General features: G+C 69.7%; 15 protein-coding genes and 1 pseudogene. 9 read left to right on the top strand and 7 right to left on the bottom strand.

Translation table 11 applies throughout. The features are described 5' to 3' along the window. Positions 1-103: 103 nt before the first annotated feature. A complete protein-coding gene (locus NGF19_RS27800; protein ID WP_252428328.1) occupies positions 104-739 on the bottom strand; it encodes a TetR/AcrR family transcriptional regulator in 636 nt (211 codons plus the stop codon). A gap of 62 nt (positions 740-801) precedes the next feature. Here NGF19_RS27800 and NGF19_RS27795 point away from each other — a divergent pair, with 62 nt between their 5' ends. After that, a complete protein-coding gene (locus NGF19_RS27795; protein WP_252428327.1) occupies positions 802-1,656 on the top strand; it encodes a class I SAM-dependent methyltransferase in 855 nt (284 codons plus the stop codon). 655 nt (positions 1,657-2,311) lie between these two features. Further along, positions 2,312-3,076, top strand: a complete 765-nt coding sequence (locus NGF19_RS27790; protein WP_252428326.1) for a transposase family protein — start codon at positions 2,312-2,314, stop codon at positions 3,074-3,076. Positions 3,077-3,140: 64 nt separating this feature from the next. Here the strand turns inward: NGF19_RS27790 and NGF19_RS31230 are convergent, their stop codons facing one another. After that, positions 3,141-3,389, bottom strand: coding sequence for a hypothetical protein (locus NGF19_RS31230; protein ID WP_372505944.1), 249 nt, complete (start codon positions 3,387-3,389; stop codon positions 3,141-3,143). A 393-nt stretch (positions 3,390-3,782) separates the two neighbouring features. On the opposite strand from NGF19_RS31230, the gene NGF19_RS27785 reads away from it, so the two are divergent. Continuing rightward, positions 3,783-5,333, top strand: a complete 1,551-nt coding sequence (locus NGF19_RS27785; protein ID WP_252428325.1) for a M20/M25/M40 family metallo-hydrolase — start codon at positions 3,783-3,785, stop codon at positions 5,331-5,333. A gap of 375 nt (positions 5,334-5,708) precedes the next feature. Here the strand turns inward: NGF19_RS27785 and NGF19_RS31225 are convergent. Beyond that, positions 5,709-6,259 (bottom strand): annotated as a pseudogene (locus NGF19_RS31225) (imine reductase family protein). A gap of 92 nt (positions 6,260-6,351) precedes the next feature. Between NGF19_RS31225 and NGF19_RS27775 the strand changes: the two are divergent. Next, positions 6,352-6,675 (top strand): putative quinol monooxygenase, encoded by a 324-nt coding sequence (locus NGF19_RS27775; protein ID WP_252428324.1) that lies wholly within the window; start codon positions 6,352-6,354, stop codon positions 6,673-6,675. Positions 6,676-6,882: 207 nt separating this feature from the next. Beyond that, positions 6,883-7,074: a hypothetical protein gene (locus tag NGF19_RS27770; protein ID WP_252428323.1), complete on the top strand. Its 192-nt coding sequence runs from the start codon at positions 6,883-6,885 to the stop codon at positions 7,072-7,074. Positions 7,075-7,222: 148 nt separating this feature from the next. On the opposite strand, the gene NGF19_RS27765 is transcribed toward NGF19_RS27770, so the two are convergent. After that, positions 7,223-7,792: a CGNR zinc finger domain-containing protein gene (locus NGF19_RS27765; protein ID WP_252428322.1), complete on the bottom strand. Its 570-nt coding sequence runs from the start codon at positions 7,790-7,792 to the stop codon at positions 7,223-7,225. 74 nt (positions 7,793-7,866) lie between these two features. Here NGF19_RS27765 and NGF19_RS27760 point away from each other — a divergent pair, with 74 nt between their 5' ends. After that, positions 7,867-9,078: an MFS transporter gene (locus tag NGF19_RS27760; protein WP_252428321.1), complete on the top strand. Its 1,212-nt coding sequence runs from the start codon at positions 7,867-7,869 to the stop codon at positions 9,076-9,078. 426 nt (positions 9,079-9,504) lie between these two features. Beyond that, the gene (locus tag NGF19_RS27755; protein WP_372505943.1) at positions 9,505-9,816 is read left to right on the top strand and encodes a hypothetical protein; all 312 of its coding nucleotides are present in this window, start codon (positions 9,505-9,507) and stop codon (positions 9,814-9,816) included. Positions 9,817-9,949: 133 nt separating this feature from the next. Here the strand turns inward: NGF19_RS27755 and NGF19_RS27750 are convergent, their stop codons facing one another. From NGF19_RS27750 to NGF19_RS27740, 3 genes are read right to left on the bottom strand one after another with little or no spacing between them, the layout of a single operon-like run. Then, positions 9,950-10,561, bottom strand: coding sequence for a hypothetical protein (locus NGF19_RS27750; RefSeq protein WP_252428319.1), 612 nt, complete (start codon positions 10,559-10,561; stop codon positions 9,950-9,952). Next, positions 10,558-11,301, bottom strand: a complete 744-nt coding sequence (locus NGF19_RS27745) for a hypothetical protein (protein WP_252428318.1) — start codon at positions 11,299-11,301, stop codon at positions 10,558-10,560. Before NGF19_RS27745 ends, NGF19_RS27750 begins: the two co-directional genes overlap by 4 nt. Beyond that, positions 11,298-12,005, bottom strand: a complete 708-nt coding sequence (locus tag NGF19_RS27740) for an ABC transporter ATP-binding protein (protein WP_252428317.1) — start codon at positions 12,003-12,005, stop codon at positions 11,298-11,300. The genes NGF19_RS27745 and NGF19_RS27740 overlap by 4 nt, the downstream gene beginning before the upstream one ends. Positions 12,006-12,140: 135 nt before the next feature. Here NGF19_RS27740 and NGF19_RS27735 point away from each other — a divergent pair, with 135 nt between their 5' ends. Both NGF19_RS27735 and NGF19_RS27730 read left to right on the top strand, forming a co-directional pair. Continuing rightward, positions 12,141-13,025 carry a sensor histidine kinase gene (locus tag NGF19_RS27735; RefSeq protein ID WP_252428316.1) on the top strand — a complete coding sequence of 295 codons (885 nt, stop codon included), beginning with the start codon at positions 12,141-12,143 and terminating at the stop codon, positions 13,023-13,025. Further along, positions 13,022-13,687: a response regulator transcription factor gene (locus NGF19_RS27730; RefSeq protein WP_252428315.1), complete on the top strand. Its 666-nt coding sequence runs from the start codon at positions 13,022-13,024 to the stop codon at positions 13,685-13,687. The genes NGF19_RS27735 and NGF19_RS27730 overlap by 4 nt, the downstream gene beginning before the upstream one ends. Positions 13,688-13,737: the final 50 nt, after the last annotated feature.

Below are 13,737 nucleotides of genomic sequence, written 5' to 3'. Positions count from 1 at the left end.
GTGACAAGCAAGACTACGGGGCACCCTACGGTGAACCGCCCCTGGTTCGATCAGAACCGTCCTCGTGATCGATAGAGATACGGCTTCTCAAGGGCTGAGTTGATCAGAGCCCGTTGTCGACCGACAGCTGAGAGCCGAGGGTGTGGTAGGCCCATTGCTCCCACTTGTCTGCTGGCCACGCGCGGTCGCGCGTGAGGAGCAGGAAGAGCTCTGGACTGAGGACGGCGTAGATGACGTCCGCCGCCTCGTCGGCGTCGATGGCGGGGTGGGCGCCCGGCTTCTTCGTCAGGGACTCCGCAGCTGTAGAGATGACCGTGTACCGCGGGTCTGTCTGATCCGGCCACAACTCTCGGATCTCCGGGTTGGTCGCTGTCGCGGCGCGGACCATCTCGGTGATGGCCGCGACGCGTTCAAGTGTTCTGCGAGTGCCGCCGATCAACGCGGACAGCGCGGCCTCGGCGGTAGGCGCGTTCATGACCTCCGCGAACCAGGGCCGGTCCATCGTCGGCATGGGCTCGTCGTCGCCCGCGATCGCGACATCGACAAGTTCTTTGAGCAGCGAGGGCTTGTTGCGAAAGACGAAGTAGATCGTCTGCACCGCCACGCCCGCCCGGTCGGCGATCTCCTGCAGCTTGGTCGCGCCGTAGCCCTGCTCGACGAAGAGCGCGGCAGCCGCGTCGATGATCCGTCGCCGCGTCTCATGGGCCTTGTTGCCCTGTTTCCCCTTGCCTTCACCCATGACTGGAGTCTATATCTAGAGGTGAACTCTAGAGGTCGACTCTAAGAGCGAAAGGATGAGCCGTGCACACCATCGCCAACCGTCAGCAGGCAGAGGCATGGAACGACTGGGAGGGCATCCACTGGGCCGAACACCCCGAGCGCTACAACGGGATGATGGGCGCGTTCAACGCACCTCTGTTCGCCGCCGCGGGCATCAAGGCCCAGGACCGGGTCCTCGACATCGGCTGCGGCACCGGCCAGACAACACGCCTTGCGGGGCAACGGGCGTACAACGGACAGGCCGTGGGAATCGACCTGTCCGCGCCGATGCTGGAACGCGCCCGTCGTGACGCTGCGGCGGAAGGTCTCGACAACGTCGCCTTCGAGCAGGGCGACGCACAGGTGCATCCGTTTCCCGTCTCCGGGTTCGATGTCCTCATCAGCCGTGGCGGTGTCATGTTCTTCGCCGACCATGTCGCAGCCTTCACCCATCTCAGGCGTGCGCTCGTGCCGGCCGGCCGCGTCGCGTTCCTCGGGCCACAGCCCGCAGGTCCGGACAGCGCCTACGCCCGTGCGACCGCCGCACTCTCGCCGTTCCTGCGCGAGGCATCCCCCGCTTCCAGGGGTATGGGGTCACTCCTCGACCCCGCGCGCATCCGCCAGGTGCTCGCCGACAGCGGGTTCACCGACATCGAGGTGGCTCCATCCGAGGCGCCCATGACCCTTGGCGCCGACGCGGACGATGCCGCCGACTTCCTCTTCTCCATGGGCCCGACGCGCTACAACCTGCGCGATGTCGACCCGACAACCATCACCCGTATCCATGCCGAAGTGCACGACGCGCTCACGGAGTTCGAGACCGCAGACGGTGTCTGCATCCCGGGTGCAGTCTGGATCGTCACAGCCGTTCGTGAGCGTATTTCTTCGAGCAAGTGACGCCATGTTCCAGACATGCTCAGCAGGGGGGTCTGACGGACGAGGAGTGGACGCTGCGGAAGCCACTGGTACCGGTGAGCAATGATCGGTGCGGCCCGTGGAGGGACCACCCGTCAGGTGATCAACGGCCTCATCCACCGATTGCGCACCGGGGCAGTGGCCTGAGCTGCCGGGAGCAGGACGTCAGCAGGACATGAGTCGCTTGCTAGTGCCCCGGCAGGCAACACTCGCCCCGTCGCGACGCCCGGCACGTACTCTCGCCGCACCGGACGAAAGCCCACGTACGTCCAGTACGAGGACTTCCGTCCGGCACACCGAGAGCACGCACCGGACGCCGCTCCTAACGGGCAAACGTTGCCTGCCGGGGCACTAGAGGGTGGGGACTTCTGTTCGATCCGGCCCGTGCCCTGTCCGGGACGACCGGGCACAGTACCCGCGCAAGCACAGAAAGATCCGGAATGAAGAGAATCAGGGCTGCCGTCCTCACCGTCGCCGTCATCGCAGGCACGGGCCTCGCCGCCACCCCGGCACACACACTCAGCTACTGAGCCTTCTCCAACCTGCCGTTGTGGCTTGGCAGTTGGGGTGGCAAAGTGGTGAAGCCCCTGGTAGATGGGTTTTCGACCAAGAGAACTGTCTCCACCAGGGGCTTCACGTGCTTGTTTGCCCGTCGGGCGTCGACGTGTCCAGTTCTGCCCTGCGCTTCCTCACCCAGCAGGTGCGGCGGCACCGCCGCGAGATCGGCTCACGTTGGCGGCGTCCGAGCGCCGGCCGCCAGGCCCTGCTCACGCTCGCCCATCTGCGGGTGGGCCATAGGCATGCCCAACTGGCAGCGGGGTTCGGCGTCGGAACCACGACGGCCTACCGCTACGTCACTGAGGCTGTCGAGCTCTTGGCTGCCCTCGCCCCCAGCCTGGCCGACGCGGTGCGGGCCGCGTCGATGAAGGCATTCGTGATGCTGGACGGCACACTCTTGCCGATCGACCGCATCGCCGCGGACCGCCCGTTCTACTCTGGCAAGCACAAGAAGCACGGGATGAATGTGCAGGTCATTGCCGCCCCCTTCGGTCGGCTGCTGTGGGCTTCACCGGCGTTGCCCGGCGCCGTGCACGATGTCCGTGCAGCCCGTGAACACGGCATCGTCGACGCTCTCGCCGAGGCCGGCATCAGGTGCTGGGCAGACAAGGGCGACCGGGGCGCCGGTGGCACGGTCCGCATCCCGTGCTGGGGCCGATGGGAGACCCTTTCCGCAGGCCGGAAGGCGGTGAACCAGTCTCACGCGAAGATCCGAGCACTCGTCGAGCAGGCCATCGCCACCCTCAAGTCCTGGCGGCTCCTGCGCAAACTGGGCGGCTCGACCACCCGGACCACCAAACTCGTCCAGGCCGTCCTCACCCTTCATCTGACCAGCCCAGAGTGAGGATGGAAACGGCTCAGTGATGTTCGCACCGTCGGAGACCCGCGTGTGCAGCGGGATCGCTCTGTCAGCCTGGCCTTGGATACAGGATGACCGCCGCCGTGTGTCCACCGGTTCCGCGGGTCGGGCCCTCGCCTCCGTGGCAGTGTCCATGACCGTCTTCACATCCGGCTCGTTCTCGTATCTCTGCCGGATCTCTCCGGCCTCGCCGTAGCACCTTCGTGATGCGCTCACCGTGGGAGGACGGGTGGCCGAGAACGCGGGAGAAGTCCTTGATCGCGCTTTGGGCTTTGCTCTTGCCGAACTTGTTCACCATCGCGGTGCAGGCGTCGCCGTATTTCTCGAGCAGGCGATCCCAGTGGCGCTTCAGCCCGAAGGCGCGCCGCGGTGGCTCGTGCGGGAGGGTGGGGAGGGTACCCCGCGGAACGTCTCCGGGGGCACCACCGTACGGGGTGCAGATACTGAAGGGGCGTCGGCGCCGTCACTCGGCGGAGTGTGGGGGTCAGGTCGTGTCGCCGAACCGATGCCGATCAGTTGTTCTGTCGCGTGGTGGTGAAGACCACGGGGCAGCGGCCACAGGTTCGGGAGTGCCGTTCGTCGCAGATTAGATACCGCTCATCGACTCCGCCGCCCCTCACCGATTGACCCTGAACCAGCGTGATCGCGACGCTCGAACGTCCATCACCACCCGCGCAACAAGGAGGAAAGCATGAACGATTCACGTGACGTGACCGCGGTGACCCGCACCCCCCTCGGCAGACGCGCCTTCCTTGGCGGAGTCGGCGCCGCCGCCCTCGGCGCCACCGGTCTCGTGGGCATCGGCCTGTTCACCGGCACCGCCCTGAGTCCGGCGGCGGCAGCGACCGCGGTGCCGGAAGCGGACAAGGACCCGCTCAATCTGCTCCTGCGGATGCTGTCCTACGACTCACAGAACCACGGGACCGGCGCGAACACGCGCCCGCACGCGGAGATGCTCAAGGCGGTATGGGAGAACGCGGGCGTGCCCGCGGAGATCATCGACACTCCGCAGCCGGACAACGTGCACCTGATCGCGCGAATCCCCGGAACCAGCTCCGCCGCGCCGCTGCTGATGCTCGGCCACTCCGACGTGGTGCCGGTCGAACGGGAGAAGTGGTCCGTCGATCCGTTCTCCGGCACGGTGCGCAACGGGGAGGTGTACGGCCGCGGCGCTCTCGACATGAAAGGGGCGAACTCCGCGACGATCAGTGCCCTGTTACGGCACATATCCGAGGGGTCCCGGTTCGAGCGCGACATCATCGTGCTCACCGACTGTGACGAGGAGGCCGGCTCGTACGGGTCGAAGTGGCTGGCGGCCCACCACTGGGACAAGGTCGACGCCGGCATGGTCCTCACCGAGGGCGGCTGGTTCCTGGCACAGAAGGACAAGACCACCCCGATGCTCATCACTGCCACCCGGCAGGACAAGGTCTACTTCAATCTGGACCTGACCGCCGACGGCACCGCCACCCACTCCTCCAAGCCCAACCCCGACGCCGCGATCGTGACGCTGTCCCGGGCGGTCACCGAACTGGACGGTTGGCTCGCGCCGGTACACCTCACCGAGGTGACGCGCGAGTACTTCACGGCGCTCGCTAAGGCGACCGACGACGCGGAGTTCGCCCGCGCCATCAAGCTCATGCTCTCCGCACGCAACCAGAACGCACGGGAACGGGCCGCGAGCGTCGTCGTCTCGAAGTCCTCCTACCCGTGGCTGCACCGCGCCCTGCTGCGCACGACGCATGCGTTCGTCATCGAGGACTCCGGCTACAAGGAGAACGTGATCCCGTCCTCGGCACATGTCCGGCTCAACTGCCGTGGCATCCCCGGCGGGCAGAAGCCCCGCGAGTTCCTCGCCCAGATCCGCGAGATGACGGCCCGCCGCGGCATCCACGTCACGCTCGCCGCCCCGGAAGGCAAGACCGAGGAGGAGTACCTCGACGAGCTCGACAAGACATGGGCGACGCCGCCGGCCGACATCGACACTCCCCTGTTCCGCGCGCTGGCCGGCGCCTCCCGCGAGGCCTACCCCGGCGCGGTGTTCGCGCCGGCCCTGTTCGAAGCGGGCACCAGCCTGGCGCCATGGCGCGAGCGCGGCATCCCCGGATACGGGGTCTACCCGTACGTACTCGACAACGACCAGCTCATCACCATGCACGGAAACGACGAGCGGATCTACGTCGAGGCGCTGCGACAGGGGACCACGTTCATGTACCGGATGTTCTCCCGCTTCCTGAGCTGACGGGTCGCTCACCGGCGGGCATGCGACCGCGTGCCCGCCGGTGAGAACGAGGACCGAGCCGCGGCTGCGTAGGCGCCTTCGACCGGCCCGTGGTCGCTGGTCGCTGGTCGCTGGTCGCTGGCCGCCAGGAGGTTCCCGTGACGACAAGCAGCAGCGGCAACTCCCCATCGTCCCCGGTACCCGAGCCATGACCGCGCGCAGGCAGGTGAGGCAGACGCAACAGCGCGACGACACCGGCCTGCGTCGTGGCAATCGTCGGCGCCGTGGTGGCTGCCGTCATGACCCCACTCGGAGATCATGTGGTCAAGTCTCTCTTTGACGAGCCCCTGGCGCGGATCGAGTGAGGGAGGCCTGGGAACCTGGTGTCGGCCAAGATCACCGGGAGAGCCAAGCGCACGGCAGAGATCGAGGGCTGCCGTGTCCGCTCTCGATCGCACGCCGGTAGTGGGCCTGCACGGCCAGAGGGAGCGCGAGGTCGAGGCCGAGTGATGCGCTGGTCTCGACGATGTGGTCGGCCGTCGCGCCCATCATGGTGACTGTGCTGAGGTCGCCGGGGTGTCCTCGGGCGTCAAGCGCGGTGCCGGGGTTCTCTTCCCCTGCCCTGAGGATGTCGCCGATCGAGCCGGCGGAGGAGAGCAGCTCCGGCAGCGCTTCCCTGGCCTTCATTCCTGCGGTGCCCAGCATCGCGGTGGCGTGCGTCAGCCCGCGCTCCATCACCTGGCTACGGCCGCTCTATTCGACCGCTCCACCGGAGTCGCCGCGAGCGTTGCTCCGTCGGTGACGACGCCGTCGGCCCGGCCGACGGTGCGGTTCCAGACGGTGACCGGGTGGCCTGCGGTGAGGAGGCTGCGGGGCATCGCTCGGCCCATCGGGCCGAGCCCGATCACGCATCGGTGACGTGACCGGGGCCTCCCACAGATGAACATCCCGGCCACCGATTCCCACGCATACCGGTCCGACCGCCCCCAGGTATGCCCCGTCTCGCGGCAAATCAGCCTGGATGGCCTATCATCGACGGATGATCTTCATCGTTGTCAAGTTCCCCGTAAAGCCCGAGCATGTCGAAGAGTGGCCGAAGCACGTCGAAGCCTTCACCCAGGCCACCCGCGCCGAACCCGGCAACCTGTGGTTCGAGTGGTCCCGCAGCCTCGAGGACCCCCACACCTACGTTCTTGTCGAGGCCTTCCAGGACGGCACCGGCGAGGCGCACGTCAACTCCGACCACTTCCGCGCCGGCCTCGAAGCGATGCGCCCCCTGCTGCGCCACACCCCCGACATCGTGAGCACCACCATCGAGGGAGCGGACGGCTGGAGCGCGATGGGCGAGCTCGCCATCGACTGACGCACCAGAGGAGTCAACAGGGCCTCCCGGACAGCTTGTTGGTGGAAACACCCGAGCCGCCGGGAGGTCCTGCTCTCATGCGCGGCAGCTTCCGCGGTCACCCGGGCAGCGCCTCAGGCGGCGATCAGGTTGCCGGGATCGCGCCTTGCTCGAACGCGTCGGCGTGATCGGCGACCCAGTGGGCAAACGATCTCGGCGGCGCGGCGGGTGCCCACCAGGCCAATGCATGTGAAGTGGCAGGCAGCCATCAGGATCGCCGTCGTCGTCCTCGCCAACGAGCCGAAGCTCTTCAACCGGATCGACACGATGAGTTCGCTCTTCTTCCTCAATCAGCACCTGCGACCAGGGTCCGCGACGCGATCGATCCTGCTCAACCGCAAGGGAATCAGGGACCGTTGAGCCGACGGACAAGCCGTTCCTGCCGGTCGGTCCGGGACGCACCGGCAACTGGCCCCGACCTTGCCCCCGGCCCCGGCCTCAGCCCCTGCCCCGGCCACACGAGGTCGCCTGCCCCGCAGGCCTGCCGATCTTCGATGCCGCCCCGGGCTCATGTGTCGTCGCTCGCGCGCCGCGCACGGAACGCCGCTGCCTTGACCCGGTTCTGGCAGGCCGTCGAGCAGAACTGGCGGCCGGCGTTGCGGGAGGTGTCCACATAGACCCGGTCGCAGCGCGGTGCCGCGCAGACTCCGAGGCGTCCGGCGTAGTCCCCGCCGAGGGCCATGGCGAGGCCGGTGGCGCAGCCGGCGCTCCAACCGACGGCATAGGAGTCGTCGGCACCATGGAAGTGGACCTGCCACGGTTCTCCGGGAGCCCGGTCGAGTTGGGGGCGGGCACCGGTCTCGCGCAGCAACGTGTTGAGGGCGGGGGCCGCGCCGTCGAGGTTGTCGGCAGCCACGGCTTCGAACACGGTCCGCAGGGCGCGGGCGGTGTCGGCCAAGTAGTCGGCCTCGCCGGGTTCCAGGTCTGCTCCGGCGGAGAGTGCCGCGCGGACCGCGCCGACCCGCTCGGCGCCCTCGGGAGCGATGTAGGGGCGACCGCGTGCCTCGCCGTCGGTCAGCGCGTTGACGAGCGCCACCGAAGCATCGAGCAGGGCTCTCATGTGACTGTCGAACAACACTTGACCGGTTACCTTCCATTCTCCTACGCTTCCCGTCACTGACATTACACACTTCACCGGTGACAGGAGGCGGTGTGTCGCGCCTGGAACCACTGCCCCTCACGGTCCGCCTGCTGCTGCTCGCCCGAGTCGTGAACCAACTCGGCGCCTTCTCGCTCCCCTTCCTCACCGCGCTGATCTGTACCGATCACGGGGCGAGCCTGACCACCGCCGGGCTGGTCACCGCCGTCTTCGGGCTCACGACGATCCCCTCCCGGCTGGCCGGAGGCGGACTGGCCGACCGGATCGGCCCGCGTACGACCATCGTGCTCGGGCTCTGCGGATGCGCCGTGGCCCAACTCGCGATCGCTGCTTCCCCGTCGCTCACCTGCGCGGTCGCCGGGGCGGTGGTGCTCGGGCTGGCCTTCGAGCTCCACGAGCCGCCGAGTCAGGCGATCATCGGCGAATCCGTGCCGGAGCCGCAACGGGTGCGCGCGTTCAGCTTGTTCAGCGCCGCACTGGCGGCGGGCGCCATGGGCGGCGGGCTGCTCGCCGCCCTGCTCGGGCGCTGGGACCTGCGCTGGCTCTTCGTCACCGACGCCGCGACCTGCCTGGCCTGCGCCCTGCTGATCCGCTCGGCCCTTCCCCACGACCGTCCGGCACCGCCCGGAGCGAGACAAGACGACAGCGCCGTACGCCCGTTGCGAGACCGGCGTCTGCTGAACGTTCTGGCCACCGGAACCGCCTACGCCCTGATCAACCAGCAGACCGTGATGACCCTGCCGCTCGCGCTCGCACGGCAGGGCCTGCCCGCCGCCGACGCCGGGCTGCTGTTCACCGCCACCGCGGCCACCACCGTGCTCGCCCAACCGCTGATCCGGCTGCCCTGGACGAGTCGGCTCACGACGCCGGTTGCGCTCGCCCTCGCCCATCTCCTCCTGGCCGCCGGGCTGGTCGGCTACGCCCTCTCGGGCACCCTGCCGGCGCTGCTCGCCTCGGCGGTTGTGTGGAGCCTCGGCGACCTCCTGGTCATGGGGCGCGTCTACGCGCTCGTCACCGACCTCGCACCGCCTGGTGGAAGCGGCCGTTACCTGGCCGTCTTCGGCACCGGCTGGGGAATCGCCGCGACGCTCGCTCCCCTCCTCGGCACCCAACTGCTGGCCCGCGCGGGAACGACCACGCTGTGGTCCACGATGGCCGCGCTCTGCCTTGCGCTCGCCACGCTCCACCTCCGGGTGACGCCGCGGTCGCCCGGTCCCGGCACGGTCGCAAAGGCGGTACGCCACCGGGTTTCGGACCCTGCGTAGAGGCGGTCCCGGCCGGTCCACAGACCGGCACTGTCAGAGAGCGGCAAGGGTCGGCGTGGAGCCACCGCCATCGTGACCCCCCCTGGCCGACTGCTCCAATACCGGTCCGCGAACCCTGACAGCCATGTGGCGGCGACCTGGAACATGCAGGCGGGTCCGGACCGGTGGACGGGCGCGTACAACCCCTCGCCATCAACGGCGTCTACCGCCCCGCCCTCGGCGTGGTGAACCGTGCCGACGGCGTCCTGTTCACCTCCGTCCACCCGGCCTCGGGGGCAGGAACGACGCCGGACCCTGCTGCGCAGCTTGCGCGACTTGTGCTGCTGCGAAGGCTGTGGCGCGGTGCGATTGACGGCTGGTACGACCCGGGCTCGCTGGATCAACTAGCCCTCCGCGCAACGTCTGCTCGCCGTCGGGGCGGAGAGAGTGGTCCATCGGCACCATCCTCGGCCCCGAGTCTGGGACCGGTCCCCGGCCACGTCGAGGTTCACACCTCCCTGCCCCGCCTCGACAACCTGCGCCACGCCCCCCGTGTTCATCACCCACGGCGGCATGGGCAGCGTGATGGAAGCCCTCGCCCACGGCGTACCCCTCCTGGTCACTGGTCCGCAGACGGCCGAACGACGCCCCGACGCCGACCTCGTCAAGGACCTGCGTCTCGGCACTCACCCGCCGCGCGAGCAGGCCACCGCCGATGCCGTCGAACGGACCCTCCACCAGCGGATCTTCACCACCTGAGCCGGTGAGCACCGAGCATGTGACACCCAACGCCCGCCGCGGGGCCCGAGCTCACCCAGGACCTATGGGGGCGGTCGCGTGGTCCCTGCGAACGTCGGTGGCCGCGCAGGGGGGCACCCGGTGGCTTGTGCTGTCAGATGTCCCGGTGCCGGTACGTCACGAACGCGGCGGCCAGGGCGGCCAGCGTCCACGCCAGCATGACCGGCAAGGGCCGCGCCGACACCGGGGCGAGGTCGGGCAGCACATCCGCCACGCCGGTGAACCGCGCGCGCAGCACGGGCCCGACGAACGTGAAGTACCCGACGAGCAGGGCGACCGTGCCGTGTGCGTGGCGCAGCAGGAGGCCGGCCGCCGAGGCCAGGAGGGCGGCCAGGGTCAGTCCCCCGGTCAGGGCGGGAAGCGTGGTCGCGGCGGTCGGGTGTCCGGATGCCAGGTGTGTGGCGGAGGCACAGCCGGCCGCGGCCGGGAACGCCAGGGTGAGCAGGGCGGCCGTTGACGCGATGCGGTGCGGCAGGCGCCGGGGCGTCGCCATCGCGGTGGTCCGGGCCTGTCCTCCGTCGTGTTCCGAGGTCACCGCGAGGACGCCGAGTACCAGGAAGCCGATGCCGGTGTACGGGGCGGATCGCGGTCCGGCGACCGCGCCGAGTGCGGGCGAGAGGGCGAAGAGCACGGCCAGGGTGATCCACACGGCAGGCAGACTCAGGAGCTTGGACAGCTCGGCACGGTACGCCAGTGGCAGCCTCACGCGTCCCTCCGGCAGAACACCACGGCGGCCGGGGCGAGGACCGCCGTCACCCAGGCCACCATGACGAGCCCTGCCGTGACCGGCGCGACGTGCGCTCCCGTGGCCACGCCGCGCAGGAACATGTGTGGGCCGGCCGCATCAGGGAAGTAGTGCGCCGCGTCCGTGACCTTGGACAGCAGATACGTCACCGACATCACCGACGCGTTGGCGATCATCACGGCCATCGGCACGACGCCGTTGCGGGTCAGGACGGTGAGGGCCAGGGCCAGCCAGGCCGTGCACAACAGGTAGACCTGCACCCCGAGAACCCGTCCCGCTGTGACGGCCGAAGCCGGCTCGCCTCGTACGAGATGTACGGCGGTGAAGGTCGCCACGCCGGCCGCCGCCGCGAGTGCGAGTGCGAGCAGGCCGACGGCGGTCAGCTTCGCGGCCAGGGCCACGAGCCGTGCCGGTGTGGCGGTCAGAGTGGCGGCGATCTGCCGTGTCGCCGCGGATTCCTCGCCTTCGGTGGTGTATTCGCTGCTGACGGCGACGACGCCGAGCAGGATGGCACCGATCGCGCCGCCCACGCCGAGCTCGGTGAATCCGGCGTCGACCCCGCCGGACCAGTGCGGCGAGCGGGCGTTGAGCGCGGCGATCCCGGCCGGAAGCAGGACACCGAGCGCGATGGCGAGCCGCGCCGACGGCAGGGTGAGCAGCTTGTGCCCCTCCGCGCGCAGGGCCCTGAACGCTGTGGTCACCGTCCGTCCTCCGTCCGGGTGAGGTGGAAGAAGGCGGACTCCAGGGTGCGGTGGGCGCCGGTGACCTCCGTGAGCGTGCCCTGGGCGACGATGCGGCCACGGTCGATGATCACGATGTCGTCGACGGTCTCTTCCAGTTCGGCCATGAGATGGCTGGAGAGGAGCACCGTGTGGCCCTGGGCGGCCCGCGAGCGGACCATGGTACGCATCCAGCGGATGCCCTGCGGATCCAGGCCGTTGACCGGCTCGTCCAGAACCAGGACCGGCGGGTCGCCGAGGAGTGCCGCGGCCACGCCGAGCCGGCGGCCCATGCCCAGGGAGTACGAGCCGACGCGCTGCCCGGCGGCCTCGGTGAGCCCGACGTCCGCCATCACCTCCGCGACGCGGGCGAGGGGAATCCCCGCCGCGTGCGCCAGCCAGCGCAGGTGGGCACGGCCGGTGCGGCAACGGTGGGCGCCCGACCCGTCGAGTACGGCGCCGACCGTGCGCATCGGGTCGCGCAGGCGGGCGTAGGGGACGCCGTCGATCAGGGCCCTGCCCGAGGTGGCGCGGTCCAGGCCGAGCAGGATGCGCAGGGCCGAGGACTTGCCGGCGCCGTTCGCTCCGAGGAATCCGGTGACGCGGCCGGGGCGGGCCTCACAGCTGATGCCGGCCAGGACGTGGCGTTCCCCGCGGCGTTTGACCACCGAGTCGAAAGTAATCATGGCGGTACGTCATCACGCAGGGAAGGCACGGCGGATCGGACCCGGAACCGAGATCCGCGACCTCGGCTGCGACCCAGGTCTTTCGGACCTGGGTCCGAGGACTGCTCGCCGGCGACCGCCTAAGATCGAGGGCCCATGACTCGCGAACGCCCCGAGATATCCCACGAGCGCCCACGGTGGACATCCCGTACGGGCGCCCTCGCCACGGCGGTGGTGGTCGTCCTGCTCCTGAGCCTGGTCGCCGTCGGCTCGTCGGCGCGTGGGGCGCAGATCACCCTGGTCTTGGTGCCTTGTGCCGCGGTCGCCGTCTCGGTCTGGGCGATGGCTCGCACCCGGACCCAGCGCACGGAGTACGAGCGGCGCCTGACCACCTGGGCGGCCGAGCGGGCGGCCCAGGCCGAACGCCTGCGCATCGCCCGTGACTTGCACGACTTGGTCTCGCACGGGATCGGGTTGATCACCGTACGGGCCGCCACCGCCCAGGCGACCGGCCAGGAGCGGGAGGAACTGGCCACTGCGCTCGGTGATATCGAGGATGTCAGCCGGCAGACCACCACCGAGTTGCGTCGTATGCTCACCGTGCTCCGCGAGCCCGCCGCCACCGGCGATGCCGCTCCGCTGCGGCCCGCCGAGAGTTTCGCCGATCTGCCCGCCATCGTCGCGGCGGCCGAACGCACCGGTCTGACCGTGCGAGTGCGCCTCGACTGCGTCGAGCCCGCCCGGGTCTCCGCCGGGGTCCAGCTGGCCACCTGCGCGGTGGCCCGCGAGGCGCTGCACAACGCGCTGCGGCACGCCGGCCCCACCATCACGACGCTCACGGTCCGCGCCGACGGCGATGACCTGCTGGTCAGGGTCGAGGACGAAGGACCGGTGCCGGGTCGGCGGGCAGGCACCGGTGCGGGGCACGGACTGAGCGTGCTGCGCGACCGGGTGCAGGCCGTCGGCGGCGCCCTGACCGCCGCACCCTGTGGCCCCGGCTTTCGCGTAGAGGCCCGCTTCCCGCGGGAGATGGCCCGATGAGCGGCGCCGTACGCGTACTCGTCGCCGACGACCAGCACCTGTTCCGGGAGAGCCTGGCGCTGCTGATCAACTCCGGCCAGGGCCTGACGGTCGTGGCCGAGGCCACCACCGGCGAGGACGCCTTCGTGCAGACGGTGGCCCAACGGCCCGATGTGGTCCTGATGGACATCCGCATGCCCGGCGGCGACGGCATCGAGGCAACCCGGCGCATCTCCGCCGAGCCGGGTCTGGCGGGCACGCGGGTGCTCGTGCTGTCCATGTTCGAGCTCGACGAGTACGTCTACTCGGCGCTGCGGGCAGGAGCCAGCGGCTTCCTCCTCAAGGACGCGCGGCCCGCCGAACTCCTGGACGCGGTGCGCCGCACACACGCCGGTGACTCGCTGTTCGCGCCGAGCATTCTGACGCGCCTGGTCGAGCACTATCTCGATCGGCCTCCGCCAGGACCTCCGTGCACCGCAGGGCTCGGGCACCTGACGCCGCGCGAGACCGACATCCTGCTGCTCGTCGCCCAGGGGCGCTCCAACGACGAGATCGCCCAGGACCTCGTGCTGTCCGTGAAGACCGTGAAGACCCACATCGGCAATCTGCTGGCCAAGCTGCAGGCACGCGACCGGGCCCAGTTGGTGATCGCCGCGTACCGGGGCGGACTCGTCGTGCCGTGACGCTCCAGACCGGCCCCTTGCGCCGAGCGACGGCCGGGCCCGGGGGCCGC

Origin of the sequence: Streptomyces macrolidinus (genome assembly GCF_023887685.1) — a bacterium.
Classification (GTDB): domain Bacteria; phylum Actinomycetota; class Actinomycetes; order Streptomycetales; family Streptomycetaceae; genus Streptomyces; species Streptomyces macrolidinus.
This window is presented reverse-complemented; position numbering and strand designations above follow the sequence as displayed.